The organism is uncultured Roseovarius sp., from assembly GCF_947259555.1.
In the GTDB taxonomy this organism is placed as follows: domain Bacteria; phylum Pseudomonadota; class Alphaproteobacteria; order Rhodobacterales; family Rhodobacteraceae; genus Roseovarius.
In genome coordinates, this window is sequence record NZ_CAMYMD010000053.1 from 23,852 (window position 1) to 43,194 (window position 19,343).

Genomic DNA, 19,343 nt, shown 5'->3' on the forward strand with positions numbered 1-19,343 from the left:
GCTTATGGCGGCGCAACATGTGTGCTGACAAGGGGAATTGTCAATGTGACCAACATTCGAGCGGTTTCAGCGCGTGAGAGAGAGCAATCCACCGGGCTGGCGCATGATCTGTCCGTCGAGTTCCAGATCCACCAGAACGGGAGCGACGGCATGTGCCGGCGTGCCAAGATCTCGGATCAACTGATCCTCGGCCAAGGGCGACGGGCCGAGACGTTGCAGGATCTGCTGATGCAGCGCGGCGGTGTCGCGCAGGCTGCGGGCGGGGGGCTCCGGCGTGGCTTCCAGAGGCATTTCCGCCTGTGTTTCCTGAGGTTTGTGCGTTGGCAGCGCCTCGATCACGTCGGCGGCGTTGCGCACCAGTGTGGCGCCGTCGCGAATGAGCATGTTGCACCCGCTGGCGCGGGCGTCGATGGGATGGCCGGGCACGGCGAGCACCTCGCGACCCTGGTCGAGGGCGGTGCGGGCGGTGATCAGAGACCCGGATTTAGCGGCGGCCTCGACCACGACCACAGCATGTGCCAATCCGCTGATCAGGCGGTTGCGCCCGGGGAAGTGGCGGGCCTGCGGGATGAGGCCGATGGGCTGTTCCGACAGGCGCAGGCCGGTCTTGAGGATATCGCCTGCGAGGGTGGTATTCTCGGCGGGGTAGATCACGTCGACGCCGCCGGCCATGACGGCGACGGTGCCGCCCTTGAGGCTGGCCAGATGGGCGGCGGTATCGACGCCGCGGGCGAGGCCGGAGACAATGACATAGCCCTGCTCGGACAGCTCTGCCGCCAGTGACCGGGCCATGCGGGTGCCCAGCGACGAGGCGTTGCGCGCGCCCACGACGGCGACGATGGGGCGGTCGAGCACGGCGAGGTCGCCCATCACCCAGAGGATCGGCGGGGCGTCGGACAGATCGCGTAAGGCCTTGGGATACTTGGCATCTGCGTAGGTGAGCATCATTGCGCCCGCCGCGTGCCCCGCGCGCAATTCAGCCTCGGCCACGCCCGCAGGGCAGGGGATGTAATCGGTGACACCGGCGGCGCGGGCGACGTCGGGCAGGGCGTCGAGCGCCGCCTGGGCGGTGCCGTGTTCGGAGATCAGCCGGTGAAAGGTTGCCGGGCCGACCCGGCGGGAGCGCAAGAGGCGAAGCCAGGACACCCGATCATCTTCCGTGGTGGGTGGGAGTGGGGGGTGAGTGGAAGGATGTGTATCCTCGGGCATCCGTGACCTCGCCTACTTGCAGGATCATGGATAGCGCGGGCAAGGTTAATGCCCGGTAAACCGAAATCGGGTGAGTCGCGGGTTTTTCGGGGATTTCGGCTAAGTATCTGAAATGTAGTGTTAATTAATTTTACTGCGGGATCCGGGTACTGTCTGTTTCGCGTCGGCATCCTGTCTGTACCGCGTCGGTGGCGGGGGCAGGGGGGTGCTGAGGGGGCCGGTCGTGACCGGGGCGCGCGGTGCGGGCACGCGATGGCAAGGCTCGCGCGGCCGGCGCCTCGGGCGGGATATGGATATTTTTGGCAAGATGAATGCGGGCGCAGGTGGCCCGGCTCGGGTGTCGGTGCTGTGGGTATTTTGGCACAGGTGAGGGGGCGCGCGATGGCTGCTCTCGACCGCTTCCCCGATCATGTCGGCGGCGTGCATTTTTCTTGTCCCCGATCTTGGTGCTCAGGTCGGATTTGTGTGATCGCGAGAAAACGTTTCCTGGTCTTGCTCTTTCCGGGGTGTCTTGTGTCGCCCTTTTTCATTCGCAGCCAAAACATGTCCATGTTTTTCGAGGGAACCAGATCGACGCTGGTTGCGTTGCACAAAGGAGCACGTCGCGCGGTCTCGCCTGTCAAGAGACGTTCTGCCGACACCACGCGCGAGCGACCGGAAAACGGAAAAGGAGACCAAATGCTCGAAGTGACAGGAATTGGCGGGATCATTCTATTGATCCTCGATGTCTGGGCGATCGTGTCCGTGATCGGGTCTGCGGAAAGCACGGGCAAGAAAGTGCTCTGGGTCCTGCTGGTCCTTTTGCTGCCGCTTCTGGGCTTCATCATCTGGCTCGTCGTCGGGCCACGTTCGGTCTAGGAGGCGGCAAGGGCGGCGACCTGCGTGCGTCAAAACCGAGACCGACGAAATGCCCCGCGCGACGGGAACTTTTCCCGCCCTTAGCCGTTAGTTTGACGACGTCAGCCAAACATATGCTGGTTCAGCCCAGGTCACATCTGCCCCCATTCTACTGACCCGGGGTCGGTCGCCGATACCATCGGGTGCCTGGCCGCCGTCCCTGAAAGTGCGGTCCTTTCCAGGCCGCACCCGACCCGCCCGCGCGAGGAATGATTTCTGGACGTGCAGGAGGCGAACAACACGTAATAGCGAGATCATGGAAAACGCATCGCATAGCACGCCAGACGCTGATCCGACGCCTGCCACCGCAGCGAGCGTCGATCATTTCGATGTTCTGGTCACGGCAGAAGAGGCCTATCCAGCGTTCGAGCGGGCATTCCTCGCAGCCAGATCCGAGATCATCGCCAGTTTTCGGGTGATCGACCTTGCCACCCGGCTACGCTCGGCCGAGGCGCAAAAGATCGGCACCACCTGGATGGACCTTGTGGTGCACACGCTCGACCGCGGTGTCGCGGTGCGGCTTGTGGCCTCGGATTTCGATCCGGTCGCCGCGCCGGACCTGCATCAGCTGGCCTGGCGCACGCTGCGTCAGGTCGCGGCGGTGCGTGAGCTGACGCGCCAGCCCGCGGGGCTGACATTTACGCTGGCGCTGCACGATGCGCGCACCGGCACCGTACCGCGTCTGGTTTTCTATCCGATCGTGCGCCACAAGATGAACCAACTGGCCCGGACATGGCGCGACATGAACGAGGCGGAGCGCGACCGCTTTCGGATCGAAACGCCCCGGTTGCAGAAAATCTGCTACGAGGACGGCCATGGGCGGCTTTGCTTTCCGCTGCGCCCGGTCGATCTCTTTCCGGCGACGCATCACCAGAAAATGGCGGTGTTCGACCGCGAGACGCTGTATATCGGCGGGCTCGACCTCAATGAGCGGCGCTATGATACCAAGCGTCACCGCCGCGCCGCCGAACGCACCTGGCATGACATTCAGGTCATTGCCACCGGCCCCGTGGCGCAGGCCGCGCAGGCCCATCTGGAGAGCTTTCTCGACAGTGTTGCGGACCGGACTGCGCCGCCCGCCGCCGCGCCCGGCTTTTTGCGGACGTTGTCGCGCCGCCGTCGCGGCGTGCCGCTGCGCCTTGCGCCCCGAACCCTGCTGCGCGAGATCGAGACCCGGCATATCGAGGCGATCGGCAAGGCGCGTCACCTGATCTATCTGGAGACGCAATTTCTGCGGCATCTGCCCCTGGCGCGCGCGCTGGAGAGACGGGCGCGCGCCTGTCCCGGGCTGCGGCTGATCGTGATTCTGCCCGCCGCCCCCGAGGATGCCGCCTTTGACAGCAATCAGGGCCTCGATCTGCGCTATGGCGAATACCAGCAGGTGCGCTGCCTGATGCGGCTGCAACGGGCGTTCGGCCCGGACCGCTTTCTTGTGGCCTCGCCGGTGCAGCCGCGCAGGAGCGACAGCGACGGGCGCGATGCGCTGGAAGACGCGCCGCTGATCTATGTGCATTCCAAGGTTTCGATCTTTGATGACTTCGGGGCGATCCTGTCGTCGGCCAATCTCAACGGGCGCAGCATGAGATGGGATACCGAGGCGGGGCTTTACCTCGACCAGCCCGCCCATGTCGAGGCGCTGCGCCGCCGCGTGATGGGCCACTGGCTGCCGCCGCAATCAGACGCCGCCTTTCTCGATCCGCAATCCGCCTTCCGTCACTGGCGGCGGCTCGTCGAGACCAACAGCGCGCTGCCGCCCGGCAAACGGCAGGGCTTTCTGGTGCGCTACGACTCGGACGTGGCGCGCGACATTGCCGTGCCGGTCCCCGGCCTGCCGGACGAGGTGGTCTGAGCGGACCGGCACTGGTGTCGGCAATGCCCTGCGACATTGCGGTGTCGGCCACAGCATGATCGGATCACCAGTGGAGTGAGGACTGAGCATGCAAGGCCATCGCGCACCGCGCGCAACGAGTTCCCTGACATTTGAACGGAACAATGCATCGAGCGTGAGCGTTGCCTTGACAGACCATCGCAACCGAAAGGAGTGCGTCATGAACTGGGAACAAATCCAGGGCAAATGGAACAAGCTCAAGGGCAATGCCCGTGTCGAATGGGCAAAATTGAGCGATCAGGACCTGGAGCGCGTCGCGGGCGAGCGGGAAAAGCTCGTCGGGCTCATTCAGGAGAAATACGGCCGCACCAAGAAAGAGGCCGAAGAAGAGATCGACGACTGGTGCCGGAGGGTGTCGTGATGACCGATCAAAGCGACCTCAAACAGGAGTTGTGGCAACGGCTGGACGACCAGACCGCCGGCATGATGGGGATCGAAGGGGCAGGCCTGCACATGCGTCCGATGACCCCGCATGCGGATGCGGCGCGCAATACGGTCTGGTTCCTGTGTGCCTCGGACAATCAGCTGGCGCAGACCGGGGCCGAGAGCGGACGCGCGTATTTCACCATGCAGAGCCCGGATGAACGGTTTTACGCCTGCCTCAGCGGCCCGATCACGGTGAGCCGTGATCGCGACAAGCTGGACGAGCTTTGGAGTGTCTTTGCCTCTGCCTTCTTCGAGGGCGGGCCGGAGGATTCGAGCGCCGTGCTGCTGGAGCTGACGCCGGAAGAGGCCGAAATCTGGACGGTCGAGGCCAGCGGCACGCAATTCGCCGCTGAGATCGCCCGTGCGGCCTTTGGGTCCAAGTCTCGGCCCGATCTTGGCACGCATGATCTGGTGACCTTGCCCTGAGAGGTATCACGCGCTGGGCGGACGACCATGACGGAACCATTCGCCCGCTCGGGCGTTTGGTCGTCATGGTATCGTTGTTCCGTCTGCTGATCCTCTGCGCCACGGCCGTCTTTTTTACCGGCGCCGCCGCACAAGACACACCAGACGCCTGGTATTCTGCCGAGGCGTTAAACGAGGGGCTTGGCCCCGCGCCGGATGATCTTGATCTGTCGACACCGCGCGCGGCGATGCGCAGCTTTGTCGAATATGCGCGCGCCGATCGGTTCGATGCGGCGGCGCATGGTCTCAACCTGTCGAGGATCGAGCCCGAGCGGCAGCCTGAACGGGCGGGTCGCGTCGCGCAGCAGCTATATCAGGTGATCGACCGCCGCGTTTGGGTGGACTGGTCCGACCTGCCCTCGCGTCCGGATGCCAAGGTCGAGCAATCGGCCAGTGAGGGCAGCGGCCCCGGAGAGATGCGCCGCGACCTGGGGATCAAGCTCTTTGAGTTGAACGGCCGTGCCTACGAGATACGGATCGCGCGCTACAAGGCGGGCGAGGACAGCGAGCCGGTCTGGCTCTTTACTCCGCAGACGGTCGCGGATGTCGCGCCGCTGCATGACGCTTACGGCCCGCGCGCCTTTGAGCAATACATCCCCGACCGGATGAAGGATCAGCTGGGCGGGCTGCGGATCTGGGAGTGGCTCGGCCTGCCGATCATGCTGGGCCTGCTCATCGGCATCGGCTGGTCGGTCAACGCGATCATCACCACGCTCGCGCGCACGGCGCCTTACGGGTTCTTGCAGCACGCCTTCGCGCGCGCCGGCTTTCCGCTTGCACTGTTCGCCGTGGCGGTGCTGGCGCAGGTCGTGCTCAGCCTCGCGGTCTCGTTCTCGGGCCCGGTCACCAGTATCGTGCAGCCCTTGCTCGTCATCATCATGGCCTCGGGTGTGGGCATGGCGGCGCTGCGCATCGTCGATGCGATCCTTGATCGCGTCACGCTGCGCTATGTCGGCGATATCGACGACACGCGCAGTCTCGACAAGCGCGAGCTTTATACCTCGATTTACGCGCTGCGGCGGGTCATCGTGCTCTTCATGGTGGGGTTCGCCGCGTTCTACGTGCTGGCCCGGCTCAACCTCTTTCAATCGGTCGGGATGACGCTGCTGGCCTCGGCGGGTGTGCTGACGGTGCTTCTGGGCATCGCCGGGCAGGCGGTGCTGGGCAATATCCTGGCCTCGCTCCAGATCGCGCTGGCCAAGCCGGTGCGGATCGGCGACAGCGTGCTCTTCGAGGGCGAGTGGGCCTATGTCGAGAGCATCTTCTATACCTTCATGCGGCTGCGCACATGGGACGAACGGCGGATCATCGTGCCGGTGCGCTATTTCGTGTCCAAACCGTTCGAGAACTGGTCGGTCAAGGATGCGCGGATCATGCATACTGTCCGCCTCCGGCTCGATCACAGTGCCGATAGCGACGTGCTGCGCGACCGGTTTATTGAACTGGCCCGCGACGACGAGGGCGTGATCGAACACGATCAGATCGCCTGTTATGTCACCGACCACAACGCGCAGGGGATGGAGATCTCCTTTTACGCCATGTCGTCCGACCCCTCGACCGGCTGGGTGACAGAAATGCGGCTGCGCGAGGGGCTGCTGCGCTATATCCGCGAGCATCATCCCGACTGGTGGCCACAGGAGCGCGTCGAGGGCACCGCGCTCGTCCCGGCCTCAGAGGGGTGATCGGTCAGATCAGAGGGCGCGTGACCAGCGGGCTCGCCTCATCGAGAGCGGCGATTTCACACAACCTGTCATAATCGAGAACCCGCAGCGTCCCGTGGACCCAAGACACGACGCCGGTCTCGCGCAGGTGCTTGAGCGTCTTGTTGGTATGTACCAGCGACAGGCCAAGCGCGTCGGCCAGGTCCTGTTGCCGGTACGGCAGGGGCATGTCCGCGCCCGCCACCAGCCCGAGCGCCACGCCGCGATCGTGCAACCGCACGAAGGCGCGCGCGATTCGCTCGATCCCGCTCATATGCCCGAGCAGTGCCAGGGTCTCGCCGAGGAAATGTTCTTCGATGGCGGCAATCCATGTCAGATCATAAGCGCGCTCTGGTTGATCGCGAAACAGTGCCCACAGCGATTTCCGATCGAAAACGCAGAGCGTCATCGCCGTGGTCGCCTCGACGGAATGTTGCATTTCCTTCATCACCCCGGCCTGCAATCCGACGAAATCGCCGGGCAGAACGATGTTGAGAACCTGCCGTTTGCCCGACAGCAAGGTCTTGTAGCGCAGGCCCATCCCGTCCAGCACCGTATAAAGCTGCGGGCTGTTCGAGCCTTCCAGCATCAGGGTTGTTCCGGGATCGACCTTTAGCTCTCCGGTCTTGAAATCCTGCATGAAATCGACCTCGCGGTCGCTCATCGGGGCAAACAGCGACAGCTTGCGCAGCGGACAATCTCGGCAAGGTGTCACCATCGAATATTTCCTTCCCGATATGTCACAGTTAAATGCAGGGGTGCCCAGTGTGCTCTACCCAAGGAGCATGCCCGAGATTGATCTGATGAACAACGCCATGCCCGAAACCACGACGCCCGTGATGCCCGTTTTCCTTGTGCTGGAGCGCGATGCGCTGATTGCCGAGGATATCATGGGCTCGCTTGCGGATATGGGGCCGTGCCGCACCATCCATGTCAGCGACGCGTCCGAGATCCCGCCGTATCTGAGCGCGGAACCGGTCGTTTCGGCGGTGTTTCTGGAAATGCGCCTGACGCAGGTTTTGGAGCTGGGCCTTGACCGGCGTCTGGCCGAACATGGCGCGCATGTCATCCTCACCATCGGCGAGGATGACGCGGAGCATGCGCAGGCCCTTGGGTGGGGTATGCTGGTGCGCCCTTTCACCGATGAGATGCTCCGCGAGGCGCTGATGGGCACGATCGAGCGGCGGCGCTAGTCGCGCCGCTCGCGCATCGCGCGGCCCGCCTGCATGCCCATCGCAAAGCCTTCGGCAAGTTGCACCAGCGGATCCTTGGGCGGATCTTTGGGCGGCTCTGACGGGCGGGCAGACCTGCGCGGCCCCTCTGCCCTGCCGCCCTGCGCCCCGAGCGCCATCAGGCAGAACCCCAGCACAAGATAGAGCGCGCCGATCACCGTATAGGCCACAAGCACGCCCTCGTGCACGGCCAGCACGATCCACAGTGCCACGGTCAGAAACCCCAGCCCCACAAGGCCAAAGACCACGCCCATCACGCTGAACGCAGTGGCGCGCGCCGCATGTCCCAGGCGCGCGCCGATGGTCGAGAGAAAACCGGTCATCGGTTACTTCCGCCCGGTCATGAACCCAAGCAGAAAGCCGAGGCCAACAGCCAGCCCAACCGCCGCCGCAGGCTGATTGCGCACCTGATCGGCGGCCTGCTGGCCCATTTCCTCGGCGCGGTATTGCGCGTTGTGCATCTGCCGTGCGCCCGCGTCGCGCAGATCGGCGGCCGTTTGGCGGGCCTGTTCGCTGGCCGCGTCGCGCGACGACCGGCCTAGCCCCGACAGCGTTTGCGAGATATCGGAAATATCCTGCCGCAGCGTCGCGATCTGCTCCGAGAGTTGGTCGATGTCCTTTTGCGGCGATGCGTCGGTGGTTCTTGATTGTGCCATTCTGCGGCCCTCCGTTTTGGGTTGCGTTGGCTGGTCAACGCGGGCGCGCCCGGGAAGTTCCAGAAAAGCCTGTCAAAAATCCGGGTCGAGCCATGGCTCCGGGATTTTCTTCGGAACCATTTGCCTTGCCCGGGGGTTTTCAACGCAACGGCAACTCAGCAATGGAGGCACTCATGCTTTATTGGGCACTTACGTTTTTCGTCGTCGCGCTTGTCGCCGGCGTCTTCGGCTTTGGCGGGATCGCCTCGGCCTCGGCGGGGATCGCGCAGATCCTGTTCGTGATCTTCCTCGTTCTCTTCGTCGTGGCGATGGTCGTCCGCGCGCTCAGGGGCCGCTCGCCCTGATTTGGGCCGGTTCAAGGACCAAACACATAAAAAGGCCCCGCACGCGGCTGGTGCGGGGCCTTTTCTGATCTCACGGGCAGGCGATCAGGCCTGCAACGTCTCGGTGCTGGCAAAGAACATTGCCTGGCTCACCGCCGACAGCACCTGGTCCTCGGAATAGGGCTTGGTGATCAGAAAGGCAGGCTCCGGCCGCTCGCCGGTCAACAGCCGTTCGGGGAATGCGGTGATGAACACCACCGGCACCTCGCCGATCTCTTCCAGAATGTGATTGACCGCGTCTATGCCCGAGGATCTGTCGGCCAACTGGATATCGGCGAGGATCATGTCCGGCGGGTCACGCCGTGCGAGCGTCACCGCCTCGTCGCGGGTGCGGGCATTGCCGGTCACCTCGTGGCCCATGCTCTCGACAATGGCGGTGATGTCCATGGCGATGATCGCCTCGTCCTCGATCACCATGATCCGGCCGCGAATGTCGCCGGACATCTCGCGCTGCGCGATGCCGAGAAAGTCGCGCGCCTCGTCGGGGCTGACGTCGAGAATGGCGGCGATGTCGCTGGTCTGGAACCCCTCGATGCTGTGCAGCAAGAGCGCCTCGCGCGTGTTGGGCGTCAGCGACGAGAGCCGCCACTGCGCCCGGGCTTCGGCATTGTCCGCCTCGCCCGTCTCGTCCACCGGGGCCCCGGACGAGACCCAGATCTGGTGAAACGCCCGAAACAGCGCGGCCTTGCGCGACAGGCCCGTATCGAACACGTCCTTGTCGGCCAAAAGCGCCTCGAGCGTGGCCGCCGCGTAATGATCGCCGGTTTTCTGATTGCCGGTGAGCGCCCGCGCATAGCGCCGCAGATAGGGCAACTCCTCGGCGATGTGCTGCGCGAGGTCAGGCTGGCTTTGGCTTTCTGTCATGGCATCCTCAAAAAAATGTTGCTGTGCATGGAACCAAACGCGGATTGGCGTGTTAGGTTCCCGCTCGGGCGAAAAAAAGCGCCCGCTCAAGCATGGCAGAAAAAGCGGCACGATGACAAACAAACGCAGGACTTCAAGGTTGCAACAGCAGATCGACGACAATCTCCGGCGCGTCTATTCGGACACGGTGCAAGAGCCGTTGCCGGACCGTTTCACGCAATTGCTGGACAAATTGCGCGCGCAGGAGAGCGAAGACCCCCAAGATAATTCCAAACAATCGTCAAAGGATGACTCGTGACTTCCAGTTCCGATAGTTCAGATCCCAGAGATGAGTTGGTCGAGCATTTGCCAGCGATGCGCGCCTTCGCGATGAGCCTGACGCGTAACCCGGCGACGGCGGATGATCTCGTGCAGGACGCGGTGGTCAAGGCGTGGGGCAATTTCGACAAGTTCCAGCCCGGCACCAACCTGCGCGCCTGGCTCTTCACGATCCTGCGCAACACTTACTATTCACTCTACCGCAAGCGCCGCCGCGAGGTCGAGGACCCCGATGGCACGATGGCCGGGCAAATGTCCGAGAAACCCGCCCATGACGGGCATCTCGCGATGACCGATTTCCGCGAAGCGTTTGCCAAGCTCACCGACGAACAGCGCGAGGTGCTGGTGCTGGTCGGTGCTGAAGGCTTCTCCTATGAGGATGCCGCCGAGATGTGCGGCTGTGCCGTCGGCACGATCAAGAGCCGCACCAACCGCGCCCGCAAGCGGCTGGCCGAGTTGATGCATCTCGACGACGAGGACGAGCTTGAGATGACCGACCGGGCCACTCTGGCCGTCGTACAAGGAAAGCCCGCAGCATGAGCGCGCGCCCGGCGCTGCCCCGCCGCGCGCTCAAACCCCGTCTTGCCACGCAACTGATCGTGGTTCTCAGCATCGCCATCCTGCCGCTCGGGCTGATTTCAGTCTACCAGACCAACAAGGTCTTGCAGGAGCGTCAGTCGCTCTCTGAATCCGCCCTTCTGCAACGCACGCAGCAGGCAGCCGGCGAAAGCCGCGAGGTCATCCGCTCGGCAATCAGTTCGGCCGAAACGCTGGCGGTGCAGATTTCGGCGCTGCAATCCTCAGGCGACACCTGTAGCGCGGTGATGTCCGAAGTGGTGGAACGGTCCGACAATTTTGCCTTTGCAGGCTACCGCGACAGCGCGCGCGGGCTGATCTGCGCCTCAAGAGACGTCAGCGCCAACACCGACAGCCCGCTCGCGGCACTGCCGGAAATCGACCAGCGGAGTGAGGCGGTGCTGATGCGCCCGCTCGAATTTCTGGGCGGGATCGCCACGTTCAGCGTCACCGTGCCGGTCATCGACGAGGGCCGCTTTGTCGGCACGGTCTGGATCGCCGTACCGGTCTCGGCACTCAACGGGGCGCTGTCGCAGGCCGGCGAGAACGTCAATCTGGTGCTCTTCAAGACCGATGGCGACATCATCGCCACCGAGGATTACACCGAGAACCGGCGCTCCGTGCTGCCTGCCGACTACAGCCTGCAGGATCTCGCGGCCTCCGGGCGGCAGACCTTTCGTGGCGAGAGCCGCGAAGGCGAAACCCGCGATTTCGCGGTGTCGCCGATCGTTTCGGGGCAGGTGTTTGTCCTCGGCAGCTGGATGCCGCAGGGGCGTGGAATCCAGATGCCGATCTTCGAGCAGGCGCTGGCGCTTTATTTTCCCTTCGCGATGTGGGCGATCACCATCGGTGTGGCCTATGTCGGCGTGCACCGTCTGGTGATCCGGCACATTCGGCGGTTGCGCTACTGGATGCGGCTCTATGCCAGCGGCGGTTACGATGATCTGGGCGACGCACGGCTCGATGACGCGCCCGAGGAACTGGAGGTCATGGCCGATGCGTTTCGCGCGATGACACGCCGCCTGTCGGAGCAGGACCGCCGCCGCGAAGAAGACTTGCGGGAAAAGACCGTGCTGCTGCGCGAGGTGCATCACCGGGTCAAGAACAACCTGCAACTGATTTCCAGCATGATGAACATGCAGATCCGTGCCACCGACAGCGCCGAGGCGCAGCGCCTGTTGCGCCGGGTGCAGGATCGGGTGATGGCGCTCTCGGCCATTCACCGGTATCTCTATCTTGCGCGAAAACTGTCGATGCTGCGCGCCGACAAGCTGCTTGAGGATATCATTCAGCAACTCGTGATCGTCGGCACGCTTGACGAGAGCGGCCAGCAGATCAAGGTCGCGACAGAGCTTGACCCGGTCGAGATCAACCCCGATCAATCGGTGCCGCTGTCGCTGCTGGCCACCGAAGCGGCGATGAATGCGGTCAAATATTGCGGCGTGAACGCGGATGGCGAGGCGTGGATCAATATCGCGCTGAAATCGCAGGACGACGGCAACCTGTGCCTGAGCATCGTCAATTCGAGGGCCGGCACGGACAGTGCCGACGCAGCTGAGGAGGTCGGCAGCACCGGGCTCGGCTCGCGCCTGATCAAATCCTTTGCCGCCCAGCTCAACGGCACGCTCGACACCGAGGATCTGCCGGACCGTTTCGAGCTGCATGTGGTCTTTCCGATGGAATGGCACGAGGAGCGCGACGAGGATGTCTGAACGATCAGGAATTTCGCGGGAACCATCCTGGTCGTTGGCGCGTTCATCCATCAGTAATGACAGTGGAGGTCACCATGAAACGCGCACGCATTTCACTTCTTTCTCTCATCGCGTTTGCCCTCGTCAGCGCCTGCGAGACGGTCGAAGGGGCCGGACAGGACATTGAGAGCGCCGGAGACGCGATTTCCGACACCGCGCAAGAGGCCGACGACTAAGAGCCATGACCGGCCCGCCGACCCAGTCCGGCGGGCCGTTTTCGATGACCAAGGAGAAACCGCATGCCCGCCCGATCCGAGGCACAGCAAAAGGCCGCAGGTGCCGCCCTCGCAGCCAAGCGTGGCGAGACCCGCGTTGCGGACCTGCAAGGCGCGTCAAAAGAGATGTACGACACGATGAGCGAAGCGGAGCTTGAGGCGTTTGCCGCCACCTCACACGACGATCTTCCCGAGCGTAAGGACGACTGAGCGCATCTCAGAGAAGCGAGACAAGCCCGCCTGTCACGCCTGTGGCAAGCATCATGCCGATCAGCACCAGAAGCCCGTCGCCCATAAACATGCCCGTCGCGATAACGGCGATAATTCCGCCCAGGATAGACGAGGTGAAGGGGACCAGCTCTAGAAGCGGCATCATCATCCCGAAGATAAGGCAAATCCCCTGTGGCAAACGTGCGAGCGGCGGCGTCACGAGACCGTGCAGCCGCCGCCTCGTGAATTTGTCGAGCCATCGTGCCGGTCGGGTCAGCCACTGCATCGCGCCACGCGCGTGGTCGGTGCTTATGGTCGCGCGGCGCATCCAGCGCGGCAACCACAGGCTCGGGCGTTCGAGGATCTGTTGCAGCGACACCGCCGCGATCAACAAACCGCAGACGCTGGAGAACCCGGGCACCCCGCTCAGCGGCGACGCCAGCGCCAGCGACGGCACCATCAGGAGGGGCGTGTAACTCGCCACGCCGAGCGCGTCGACCACTTCGCCGACACTTGAAACCTTGCCGTCGAGCGCGTTGCGCGCTTGTTTGACCACATCGCTTGCGGTGCGCGGATCGGTCCGGGAACGCACGTCATTCTCCAATCCAGTCGTGAACGTCTGGCAGGCCAACGCGGCAGCGGGCCACCGGGTTCCTTGCGGTCGAGATAAGGTGCCGGGCTGGCCGGTGTCTGTAGCGCGCCGGTGGCGGGAGCCGGGTGTGAGCAGGGCGGGATATGGATATTTTTTGCAAGATGAAGGCGGGCGGGTGTGCTCGGGGTCGGTGGGGGGATTTGAGTATTTTGGGAACGGTGAAAGGGGGAGGGCATGTTTGGTTGGGCGGGCCTGTGGTTCGTCGTAAGGGGTGCGATGGGTGCTTTCAGCCTGGGGTGGACCCAAGGCCCCAGAAGCGAATTCTCGATAGCTGACCTTCGCTGCATGGGTCGCGAACTGGTAAGATGCGGGGCAAAGTTGCTCTTGGTGAAAGCAGGGATCAAGGTCGGCCAATGGCCTTTAGCGGACATTGATTGAAGCACCTGCGCGAAACGCGGCCGAAGGCCGCCGCGCATCGCCGTGCCGCCCCCCGGCGCGGCGATTTGGCTGCAACCTGCTCTGCGCTCGTATGTTTTTCGGGCTTGGCTGGCATAAAGCACTGCCAAACTGACTTTGGATCGCCACACCGCGGCACGACGATGCGCGGCTTGCGGCAACGGCAGCTCCAGGCCAAGCCAAGCCGAGGTTCGTTTCTAATGCAATCGACAGTCTGGCCTCTCACCCGGATTTCGCCGCGCGCTACACCAACGTCCGCTGTTTGCAAACGGACCAAATTTTGCAAAGCACGAGCCCTAAGCATTGCGGCCATTCCCGCAAGCGGCAGCCACCCCCGCCCCCTATGCCGCCGAGCCGCCCACGGTCAGCCCGCCGATCAGCACGGTGGGCTGGCCCACGCCGACGGGCACCCATTGCCCGGCCTTGCCGCAATTGCCCATGCCGGGGTCGAGGGCCATGTCGTTGCCCAGGCCCCGGATCTGTTGCAGGGCGGTGGCGCCGTCGCCGATCAGGGTGGCGCCTTTGACGGGGGCACCGATCTGGCCGTTTTTGACGCGGTAGGCCTCGGTGCAGGAAAAGACGAATTTGCCGTTGGTGATGTCGACCTGCCCGCCGCCGAAGCCGACGGCGTAGATGCCGTCCTTCATCTCGGACACCAGATCGCCCGGGGTGGCGTCGCCGCCGAGCATGTAGGTGTTGGTCATGCGCGGCATGGGGGCGTGGGCGTAGCTTTCGCGGCGGCCGTTGCCGGTGGGGTTGACGCCCATCAGGCGGGCGTTCTGGCGGTCCTGCATGTAGCCCACAAGGATGCCGTCCTCGATCAGGACATTGCGGGCCGAGGGCGTGCCCTCGTCGTCGATGGTGATGCTGCCGCGCCGGTCGGGGAGGGTGCCGTCGTCGAGCACGGTGACGCCGGGGGCGGCGATACGCTGGCCCATGAGACCGGCGAAGGCGGAGCTGCCCTTGCGGTTGAAATCGCCCTCGAGCCCGTGGCCTATTGCTTCGTGCAGCAGGATGCCGGGCCAGCCGGGGCCGAGGACCACGTCCATCACGCCTGCGGGGGCGGCCTCGGCGGAAAGGTTCACCAGCGCGATGCGCAGCGCCTCGCGGGTCCTGGCCTGCCAGTCGGCGGGCACCAACATGCCGTCCAGCCCAATGCGCCCGCCGCCGCCCGCGCTGCCGTTCTCGCGGCGGCCGTCGGTTTCGACGATCACCGAGACGTTGACGCGAGTCATCGGGCGGATGTCACTGACCTCGGTGCCGTCGGGGCGCAGGATCACCACCTCTTGCAACGAGGCGGCGATGGAGGCGGTGACCTGCACGACGCGGGAGTCGAGATCGCGGGCGAAGGCGTCGATCTCGCGCAGGGTGTCGAGCTTGACAGGAAAGGAGGCCCCGGCAATCGGGTCGTCATCGGTATAAAGGTGGCGGTTGGTGCGGGCGGGCCCGGAGGCGAGGGTGCCGCCGCCGTCGCCCACGGCGAGGCGGGCGGTCTCGACCGCGCGCTTGAGGGCGGCCTCATTCACCTCGGAGGAATGCGCGTAGCCGGTGACCTCGCCGCGCACGGCGCGCAGGCCGAATCCTTCGGAGGCGTCATAGGAGGCGGTCTTGACGCGCCCGTCGTCAAACATCAGCCCTTCGGCGCGGCGGCGTTCCAGAAACAGCTCGCCATCATCCGCCCCGCGCGTGGCCTCTTGCAGATGCGCGAGTGCCTGCTGCCTGTCCAGGAGGCTCTCGAAAGGGCGAAACGGGGTGTCATTCATGGGCTGTGTTCCTATGTGTTGCCGTGTGCGGCGGCGGGTCGAATTGATCCAGATCAAAAAAAGCGTCCGTTTGCCGCAATGCTCTTTCTTGTCGTTTGAGGCAGAATATGGTTTTAGACAGCATCAAGACAACGGGATTCCGCCGCACATGGCGCGAGACCTGCCACAAAGACATGAACCGCTTCAACCGATCAGGGTGTAAAATGCGACTAACTTCCAGCCTTTTGGCGGCAATGACCGTCTTGTCCACCCTTCCTGCCATGGCGCAAGAAGGTCTTGAGATCGTAGGCAAGCCCGAGCAGGGAAAGACAGGCTTTCAGCCTGCGGCAACCGAACTTGCCCGCGATCTGCAATGGCTGGACGGGACGATCAACGTGATCATCATCGCCATCGTGCTGTTCGTAACGGCGCTGCTGGGGGTCGTGATCGTGCGCTATAATCGCAAGGTCAATGCCACGCCGGCCAAGTTCACCCACAATTCGCCGGTCGAGATCGCCTGGACGATCATCCCGATCGTGATCCTCGTGTTCATCGGGGCGTTCTCGCTGCCGATCCTGTTCAAGCAGCAGGAAATCCCCGAGGGCGATGTCAACATCAAGGTCACGGGCTATCAGTGGTATTGGGGCTACGAGTATACCGACCACGAGTTCGGCTTTGACAGCTACATGATCGGCGCGCCGGCCACCGGGGGGGACAACCGCCTGACGCCGGAGGTCGAGGAACAGCTGGTCGAGGCGGGCTATAGCAAGGACGAGTTCCTGCTTGCGACGGATACGTCGGTGGTCGTGCCGGTGGGCAAGACCGTGGTGATGACCGTGACCGGCGCGGATGTGATCCATAGCTGGACCATTCCCGCCTTTGGCGTGAAGCAGGATGCGGTGCCGGGGCGTCTGGCGCAGCTGTGGTTCACGGCGGAAAAAGAGGGTATCTATTTCGGCCAGTGCTCAGAACTGTGCGGGCAGGCGCATGCCTATATGCCGATCACCGTCAAGGTCGTGAGCCAGGAGGAGTATGACCAATGGCTCGATGGTGCGATCGAGGAATACGCGGGCACGCCGCGCAGCGTTGACGTGGCTTCGGCCGAGTGAACTGAGGGGCGTGCGGGATCGCGCGCCCTTTGATTGCCACGCAGGGTGCGCGCGAGCGCATCGCCATGGGAGACACCGATGAGCGACGCAAGCCTCAACAGTGCCAGCCAAGCCGCCTCTGCCCCGTCGGGCGAGGCCGGGTTCGGCGACTTCTTTGCGCTGCTCAAGCCGCGGGTGATGACGCTGGTGGTGTTCACCGCGCTGGTCGGGCTGCTGGCCGCGCCGATGGCGGTGCATCCGGTGGTCGGGCTGGCCGCGATCCTGTTCATTGCCGTGGGCGGCGGTGCGGCGGGGGCCCTCAACATGTGGTGGGAGTCGGACATCGACGCGGTGATGAAGCGCACCGCGAAACGTCCGATTCCGGCGGGCAAGGTGAGCCGCGACGAGGCGTTCGCCTTTGGCATCACGCTGGCGGTCTTCTCGGTGGTGATGCTGTGGCTGGCCACGAATGCGCTGGCCGCTGGGATTCTGGCGTTTACCATCTTTTTCTACGTGGTGATCTACACCATCGGGCTGAAGCGCTGGACGCCGCAGAATATCGTGATCGGGGGCGCTGCCGGGGCGTTTCCGCCGATGATCGGCTGGGCCGCCGCGACCGGCACGGTGAGCATCGAGTCGGTGCTGATGTTCGCGCTCATTTTCATGTGGACACCGCCGCATTTCTGGGCGCTCGCCCTCTTTATGCGCGGCGATTATGACACGGCGGGCGTGCCGATGCTGACGGTCACCCATGGCCGCAAGTCGACCCGGCTGCATATCCTGGTTTATACCGTCCTGCTGGCCGTGATGGCCGTGGGCGCGGCGTTCACCGGCATCGGCGGGCCGGTTTACCTTGCGGTGGCGCTGGTGTTCAACGCGCTCTTTCTGCGCGACGCGGTGGCGATCTGGCGGCGCGATGAGACCCGGGCAGAGGCCGACAATTACCGGGTCGAGAAACGCGCCTTCCGGCTGTCACTGTGGTATCTTTTCGCGCATTTCACCGCCATTCTGGCCGAGGCGGCACTGTCAGGCCTTGGCCTCGGGGGCTGGGCATGAGCTTTCGTGAGGAACATGAGCTGCACAAGCGCCGCTTTGGCCGCAATCTGGGGCTCGGGCTGGTGCTGGCGGGGTTCGTTGCATTGGTCTTTGGTTTGACCGTGGCCAAGGTGTCGAACGATGATTTCATGGTACCGACGCAGCAGCAGGAGGGGAAGTGATGGCGCTCGACCCAAAAACCAAGACATTGACCCAGACCGTGGGTGTCGTGGTGCTGATGGGCGGCCTCGCCTGGGCGTCGGTGCCGTTCTATGACTGGTTCTGCCGTGTCACCGGCTTTGGCGGTGTGACCGGCGTGTCGGAGAGGGCGAGCGACGAGGTTCTCGATCAGACCATCAAGGTCCGGTTCGATGCCAGCCGCGAGCGCGGCATGCCGTGGGAGTTCAAGCCGGTCGAGCGCGAGATGGAACTGCGCATCGGCGAGACCGGGCTGGCGTTTTACGAGGCCTACAATCCGACCGACCGCGTCGTGGCGGGGCGCGCCAATTACAACGTGACACCCTATGATGCGGGCGGCTTTTTCACCAAGATCGACTGCTTCTGCTTTACCGAGCAGGTCCTGCAACCGGGTGAGCGGGTACAGATGCCGGTCACCTTTTATGTCGATCCCGAGATTGTCGAGGATCGCGAAGGGCAGTATATCCACACGATCACCCTGTCCTACACGTTCCACGAGATCGACCTACCCGAGACCGACCAGCAGGCGGCACTTGAGCCTGCCAAGAAAACCGATAAAACCCTGAACTGAGCCTTCGACGAGGGATACACCAAGATGGCACACGCGAAAAACCACGATTACCACATTCTGCCCCCCTCCATCTGGCCGCTGTTGGGCGCGCTGGCGGGGTTTGTCATGCTCTTCGGGGCGGTTCTCTTTTTCCACGATCATGGCCCCTGGATGCTTTTGGCGGGTCTGGTCGGCGTGCTCTACGTGATGTTTGGCTGGTGGACTGACGTGGTCCACGAGGGTCAGACAGGCGATCACACGCCCGTCGTGCGGATCGGGCTGCGCTATGGCTTCATCATGTTCATCATGTCCGAGGTGATGTTTTTTGCCGCCTGGTTCTGGAGCTTTTTCAAGCACGCCATGTACCCGATGGGCGAAAACTCTCCGATGGTCGACGCGATCTGGCCGCCGGCGGGGATCGAGACGTTTGACCCCTGGCACCTGCCGCTGATCAACACGCTGATCCTGCTGTGCTCGGGCTGTGCCGCGACCTGGGCGCACCACGCGCTGGTGCATGAGGACAACCGCAACGACATCAAGTGGGGCCTGATCATCGCGATTGCGCTGGGCGCGATCTTTACCGTGTTCCAGGCCTATGAATACAGCCACGCCGCCTTTGGCTTTTCCGGCAATATCTACGGCGCCAACTTCTTCATGGCGACCGGCTTTCACGGCGCGCATGTGGTGATCGGCACGATCTTTCTGTTCGTCTGCCTGATCCGGGTGCTCAAGGGCCATTTCACGCCCGAGCAGCATGTCGGCTTTGAGGCGGCGGCATGGTACTGGCACTTTGTCGATGTGGTCTGGCTGTTCCTGTTCGCCGCGGTCTACGTCTGGGGCGGCTGACGGGGCATCGCGCGGCGCGCGCGGATATTTTTGGCAAGATGAAGAT

The 19,343-nt window shown here is 63.8% G+C and carries 24 protein-coding genes; 17 read left to right on the plus strand and 7 right to left on the minus strand.

The annotated features are described in order from the left end of the window. Nucleotides 1–66: 66 nt before the first annotated feature. Nucleotides 67–1,209: a DNA-processing protein DprA gene (dprA, locus tag Q0X85_RS08510; RefSeq protein ID WP_297771377.1), complete on the minus strand. Its 1,143-nt coding sequence runs from the start codon at nucleotides 1,207–1,209 to the stop codon at nucleotides 67–69. Nucleotides 1,210–1,887: 678 nt separating this feature from the next. Here dprA and Q0X85_RS08515 point away from each other — a divergent pair. From Q0X85_RS08515 to Q0X85_RS08535, 5 genes are all read left to right on the plus strand, one after another. Beyond that, nucleotides 1,888–2,067, plus strand: coding sequence for a PLDc N-terminal domain-containing protein (locus tag Q0X85_RS08515; protein ID WP_297771379.1), 180 nt, complete (start codon nucleotides 1,888–1,890; stop codon nucleotides 2,065–2,067). A gap of 295 nt (nucleotides 2,068–2,362) precedes the next feature. Then, nucleotides 2,363–3,955 (plus strand): phospholipase, encoded by a 1,593-nt coding sequence (locus tag Q0X85_RS08520; protein WP_297771381.1) that lies wholly within the window; start codon nucleotides 2,363–2,365, stop codon nucleotides 3,953–3,955. 199 nt (nucleotides 3,956–4,154) lie between these two features. Then, a complete protein-coding gene (locus tag Q0X85_RS08525) occupies nucleotides 4,155–4,355 on the plus strand; it encodes a CsbD family protein (RefSeq protein ID WP_050663227.1) in 201 nt (66 codons plus the stop codon). Further along, nucleotides 4,355–4,846 (plus strand): pyridoxamine 5'-phosphate oxidase family protein, encoded by a 492-nt coding sequence (locus Q0X85_RS08530; protein ID WP_297771385.1) that lies wholly within the window; start codon nucleotides 4,355–4,357, stop codon nucleotides 4,844–4,846. The genes Q0X85_RS08525 and Q0X85_RS08530 overlap by 1 nt, the downstream gene beginning before the upstream one ends. Before the next feature lie 65 nt (nucleotides 4,847–4,911). Then, nucleotides 4,912–6,567 carry a mechanosensitive ion channel family protein gene (locus Q0X85_RS08535; protein WP_297771387.1) on the plus strand — a complete coding sequence of 552 codons (1,656 nt, stop codon included), beginning with the start codon at nucleotides 4,912–4,914 and terminating at the stop codon, nucleotides 6,565–6,567. 4 nt (nucleotides 6,568–6,571) lie between these two features. Here the strand turns inward: Q0X85_RS08535 and Q0X85_RS08540 are convergent, their stop codons facing one another. Further along, nucleotides 6,572–7,303: a Crp/Fnr family transcriptional regulator gene (locus tag Q0X85_RS08540; RefSeq protein WP_297771389.1), complete on the minus strand. Its 732-nt coding sequence runs from the start codon at nucleotides 7,301–7,303 to the stop codon at nucleotides 6,572–6,574. A gap of 67 nt (nucleotides 7,304–7,370) precedes the next feature. Between Q0X85_RS08540 and Q0X85_RS08545 the strand changes: the two genes are divergently transcribed. Continuing rightward, complete coding sequence (locus Q0X85_RS08545; RefSeq protein WP_297771391.1) at nucleotides 7,371–7,778, plus strand: hypothetical protein; 408 nt, start codon at nucleotides 7,371–7,373, stop codon at nucleotides 7,776–7,778. Here Q0X85_RS08545 and Q0X85_RS08550 read toward each other — a convergent pair. Both Q0X85_RS08550 and Q0X85_RS08555 read right to left on the minus strand, forming a co-directional pair. Beyond that, entirely contained in the window at nucleotides 7,775–8,140 is a 366-nt protein-coding gene (locus Q0X85_RS08550; protein WP_297771393.1) for a hypothetical protein, read from the minus strand. The genes Q0X85_RS08545 and Q0X85_RS08550 overlap by 4 nt on opposite strands. A gap of 3 nt (nucleotides 8,141–8,143) precedes the next feature. Next, nucleotides 8,144–8,473, minus strand: a complete 330-nt coding sequence (locus Q0X85_RS08555) for a hypothetical protein (RefSeq protein WP_297771395.1) — start codon at nucleotides 8,471–8,473, stop codon at nucleotides 8,144–8,146. A 173-nt stretch (nucleotides 8,474–8,646) separates the two neighbouring features. On the opposite strand from Q0X85_RS08555, the gene Q0X85_RS08560 reads away from it, so the two are divergent. Beyond that, entirely contained in the window at nucleotides 8,647–8,817 is a 171-nt protein-coding gene (locus Q0X85_RS08560) for a DUF1328 domain-containing protein (protein WP_297771397.1), read from the plus strand. A gap of 84 nt (nucleotides 8,818–8,901) precedes the next feature. Here the strand turns inward: Q0X85_RS08560 and Q0X85_RS08565 are convergent, their stop codons facing one another. After that, entirely contained in the window at nucleotides 8,902–9,720 is an 819-nt protein-coding gene (locus Q0X85_RS08565) for a response regulator (RefSeq protein WP_297771399.1), read from the minus strand. Nucleotides 9,721–9,769: 49 nt separating this feature from the next. On the opposite strand from Q0X85_RS08565, the gene Q0X85_RS08570 reads away from it, so the two are divergent. The 5 genes from Q0X85_RS08570 to Q0X85_RS08590 all read left to right on the plus strand — a co-directional run bounded on the left by Q0X85_RS08570 (nucleotide 9,770) and on the right by Q0X85_RS08590 (nucleotide 12,790). Next, a complete protein-coding gene (locus Q0X85_RS08570; RefSeq protein ID WP_297771401.1) occupies nucleotides 9,770–10,018 on the plus strand; it encodes a NepR family anti-sigma factor in 249 nt (82 codons plus the stop codon). Next, the gene (locus Q0X85_RS08575) at nucleotides 10,015–10,578 is read left to right on the plus strand and encodes an RNA polymerase sigma factor (protein ID WP_297771403.1); all 564 of its coding nucleotides are present in this window, start codon (nucleotides 10,015–10,017) and stop codon (nucleotides 10,576–10,578) included. The genes Q0X85_RS08570 and Q0X85_RS08575 overlap by 4 nt, the downstream gene beginning before the upstream one ends. Next, nucleotides 10,575–12,326, plus strand: a complete 1,752-nt coding sequence (locus tag Q0X85_RS08580) for a histidine kinase dimerization/phosphoacceptor domain -containing protein (protein WP_297771405.1) — start codon at nucleotides 10,575–10,577, stop codon at nucleotides 12,324–12,326. The genes Q0X85_RS08575 and Q0X85_RS08580 overlap by 4 nt, the downstream gene beginning before the upstream one ends. Before the next feature lie 74 nt (nucleotides 12,327–12,400). After that, nucleotides 12,401–12,541 (plus strand): entericidin A/B family lipoprotein, encoded by a 141-nt coding sequence (locus Q0X85_RS08585; RefSeq protein WP_297771407.1) that lies wholly within the window; start codon nucleotides 12,401–12,403, stop codon nucleotides 12,539–12,541. A gap of 63 nt (nucleotides 12,542–12,604) precedes the next feature. Further along, a complete protein-coding gene (locus Q0X85_RS08590; RefSeq protein ID WP_297771409.1) occupies nucleotides 12,605–12,790 on the plus strand; it encodes a DUF3008 family protein in 186 nt (61 codons plus the stop codon). A gap of 7 nt (nucleotides 12,791–12,797) precedes the next feature. Here the strand turns inward: Q0X85_RS08590 and Q0X85_RS08595 are convergent, their stop codons facing one another. Together Q0X85_RS08595 and tldD are read right to left on the minus strand one after the other, a co-directional pair. After that, nucleotides 12,798–13,382: an exopolysaccharide biosynthesis protein gene (locus Q0X85_RS08595; RefSeq protein ID WP_297771411.1), complete on the minus strand. Its 585-nt coding sequence runs from the start codon at nucleotides 13,380–13,382 to the stop codon at nucleotides 12,798–12,800. A gap of 797 nt (nucleotides 13,383–14,179) precedes the next feature. Next, the gene (gene tldD, locus Q0X85_RS08600) at nucleotides 14,180–15,601 is read right to left on the minus strand and encodes a metalloprotease TldD (RefSeq protein ID WP_297771413.1); all 1,422 of its coding nucleotides are present in this window, start codon (nucleotides 15,599–15,601) and stop codon (nucleotides 14,180–14,182) included. Between the two features lie 233 nt (nucleotides 15,602–15,834). On the opposite strand from tldD, the gene coxB reads away from it, so the two are divergent. From coxB to Q0X85_RS08625, 5 genes are all read left to right on the plus strand, one after another. After that, nucleotides 15,835–16,689 carry a cytochrome c oxidase subunit II gene (gene coxB, locus Q0X85_RS08605; protein ID WP_297771415.1) on the plus strand — a complete coding sequence of 285 codons (855 nt, stop codon included), beginning with the start codon at nucleotides 15,835–15,837 and terminating at the stop codon, nucleotides 16,687–16,689. Between the two features lie 78 nt (nucleotides 16,690–16,767). Further along, complete coding sequence (cyoE, locus tag Q0X85_RS08610; protein ID WP_297771417.1) at nucleotides 16,768–17,724, plus strand: heme o synthase; 957 nt, start codon at nucleotides 16,768–16,770, stop codon at nucleotides 17,722–17,724. Continuing rightward, nucleotides 17,721–17,885, plus strand: a complete 165-nt coding sequence (locus Q0X85_RS08615; protein WP_297771419.1) for a hypothetical protein — start codon at nucleotides 17,721–17,723, stop codon at nucleotides 17,883–17,885. The genes cyoE and Q0X85_RS08615 overlap by 4 nt, the downstream gene beginning before the upstream one ends. After that, a complete protein-coding gene (locus tag Q0X85_RS08620) occupies nucleotides 17,885–18,472 on the plus strand; it encodes a cytochrome c oxidase assembly protein (RefSeq protein ID WP_297771421.1) in 588 nt (195 codons plus the stop codon). Before Q0X85_RS08615 ends, Q0X85_RS08620 begins: the two co-directional genes overlap by 1 nt. Before the next feature lie 24 nt (nucleotides 18,473–18,496). After that, a complete protein-coding gene (locus Q0X85_RS08625; RefSeq protein ID WP_297771423.1) occupies nucleotides 18,497–19,297 on the plus strand; it encodes a cytochrome c oxidase subunit 3 in 801 nt (266 codons plus the stop codon). The last annotated feature ends 46 nt before the right edge of the window (nucleotides 19,298–19,343 follow it).

Excerpts from the sequence above, each read along its gene's own strand:
- dprA (WP_297771377.1), bottom strand. The coding sequence starts at position 1,209 with ATGCCCGAGGATACACATCCTTCCACTCACCCCCCACTCCCACCCACC.
- Q0X85_RS08515 (WP_297771379.1), top strand. The coding sequence starts at position 1,888 with ATGCTCGAAGTGACAGGAATTGGCGGGATCATTCTATTGATCCTCGAT.
- Q0X85_RS08520 (WP_297771381.1), top strand. The coding sequence starts at position 2,363 with ATGGAAAACGCATCGCATAGCACGCCAGACGCTGATCCGACGCCTGCC.
- Q0X85_RS08525 (WP_050663227.1), top strand. The coding sequence starts at position 4,155 with ATGAACTGGGAACAAATCCAGGGCAAATGGAACAAGCTCAAGGGCAAT.
- Q0X85_RS08530 (WP_297771385.1), top strand. The coding sequence starts at position 4,355 with ATGACCGATCAAAGCGACCTCAAACAGGAGTTGTGGCAACGGCTGGAC.
- Q0X85_RS08535 (WP_297771387.1), top strand. The coding sequence starts at position 4,912 with ATGGTATCGTTGTTCCGTCTGCTGATCCTCTGCGCCACGGCCGTCTTT.
- Q0X85_RS08540 (WP_297771389.1), bottom strand. The coding sequence starts at position 7,303 with ATGGTGACACCTTGCCGAGATTGTCCGCTGCGCAAGCTGTCGCTGTTT.
- Q0X85_RS08545 (WP_297771391.1), top strand. The coding sequence starts at position 7,371 with ATGCCCGAGATTGATCTGATGAACAACGCCATGCCCGAAACCACGACG.
- Q0X85_RS08550 (WP_297771393.1), bottom strand. The coding sequence starts at position 8,140 with ATGACCGGTTTTCTCTCGACCATCGGCGCGCGCCTGGGACATGCGGCG.
- Q0X85_RS08555 (WP_297771395.1), bottom strand. The coding sequence starts at position 8,473 with ATGGCACAATCAAGAACCACCGACGCATCGCCGCAAAAGGACATCGAC.
- Q0X85_RS08560 (WP_297771397.1), top strand. The coding sequence starts at position 8,647 with ATGCTTTATTGGGCACTTACGTTTTTCGTCGTCGCGCTTGTCGCCGGC.
- Q0X85_RS08565 (WP_297771399.1), bottom strand. The coding sequence starts at position 9,720 with ATGACAGAAAGCCAAAGCCAGCCTGACCTCGCGCAGCACATCGCCGAG.
- Q0X85_RS08580 (WP_297771405.1), top strand. The coding sequence starts at position 10,575 with ATGAGCGCGCGCCCGGCGCTGCCCCGCCGCGCGCTCAAACCCCGTCTT.
- Q0X85_RS08585 (WP_297771407.1), top strand. The coding sequence starts at position 12,401 with ATGAAACGCGCACGCATTTCACTTCTTTCTCTCATCGCGTTTGCCCTC.
- Q0X85_RS08590 (WP_297771409.1), top strand. The coding sequence starts at position 12,605 with ATGCCCGCCCGATCCGAGGCACAGCAAAAGGCCGCAGGTGCCGCCCTC.
- tldD (WP_297771413.1), bottom strand. The coding sequence starts at position 15,601 with ATGAATGACACCCCGTTTCGCCCTTTCGAGAGCCTCCTGGACAGGCAG.
- coxB (WP_297771415.1), top strand. The coding sequence starts at position 15,835 with ATGACCGTCTTGTCCACCCTTCCTGCCATGGCGCAAGAAGGTCTTGAG.
- cyoE (WP_297771417.1), top strand. The coding sequence starts at position 16,768 with ATGAGCGACGCAAGCCTCAACAGTGCCAGCCAAGCCGCCTCTGCCCCG.
- Q0X85_RS08615 (WP_297771419.1), top strand. The coding sequence starts at position 17,721 with ATGAGCTTTCGTGAGGAACATGAGCTGCACAAGCGCCGCTTTGGCCGC.
- Q0X85_RS08620 (WP_297771421.1), top strand. The coding sequence starts at position 17,885 with ATGGCGCTCGACCCAAAAACCAAGACATTGACCCAGACCGTGGGTGTC.
- Q0X85_RS08625 (WP_297771423.1), top strand. The coding sequence starts at position 18,497 with ATGGCACACGCGAAAAACCACGATTACCACATTCTGCCCCCCTCCATC.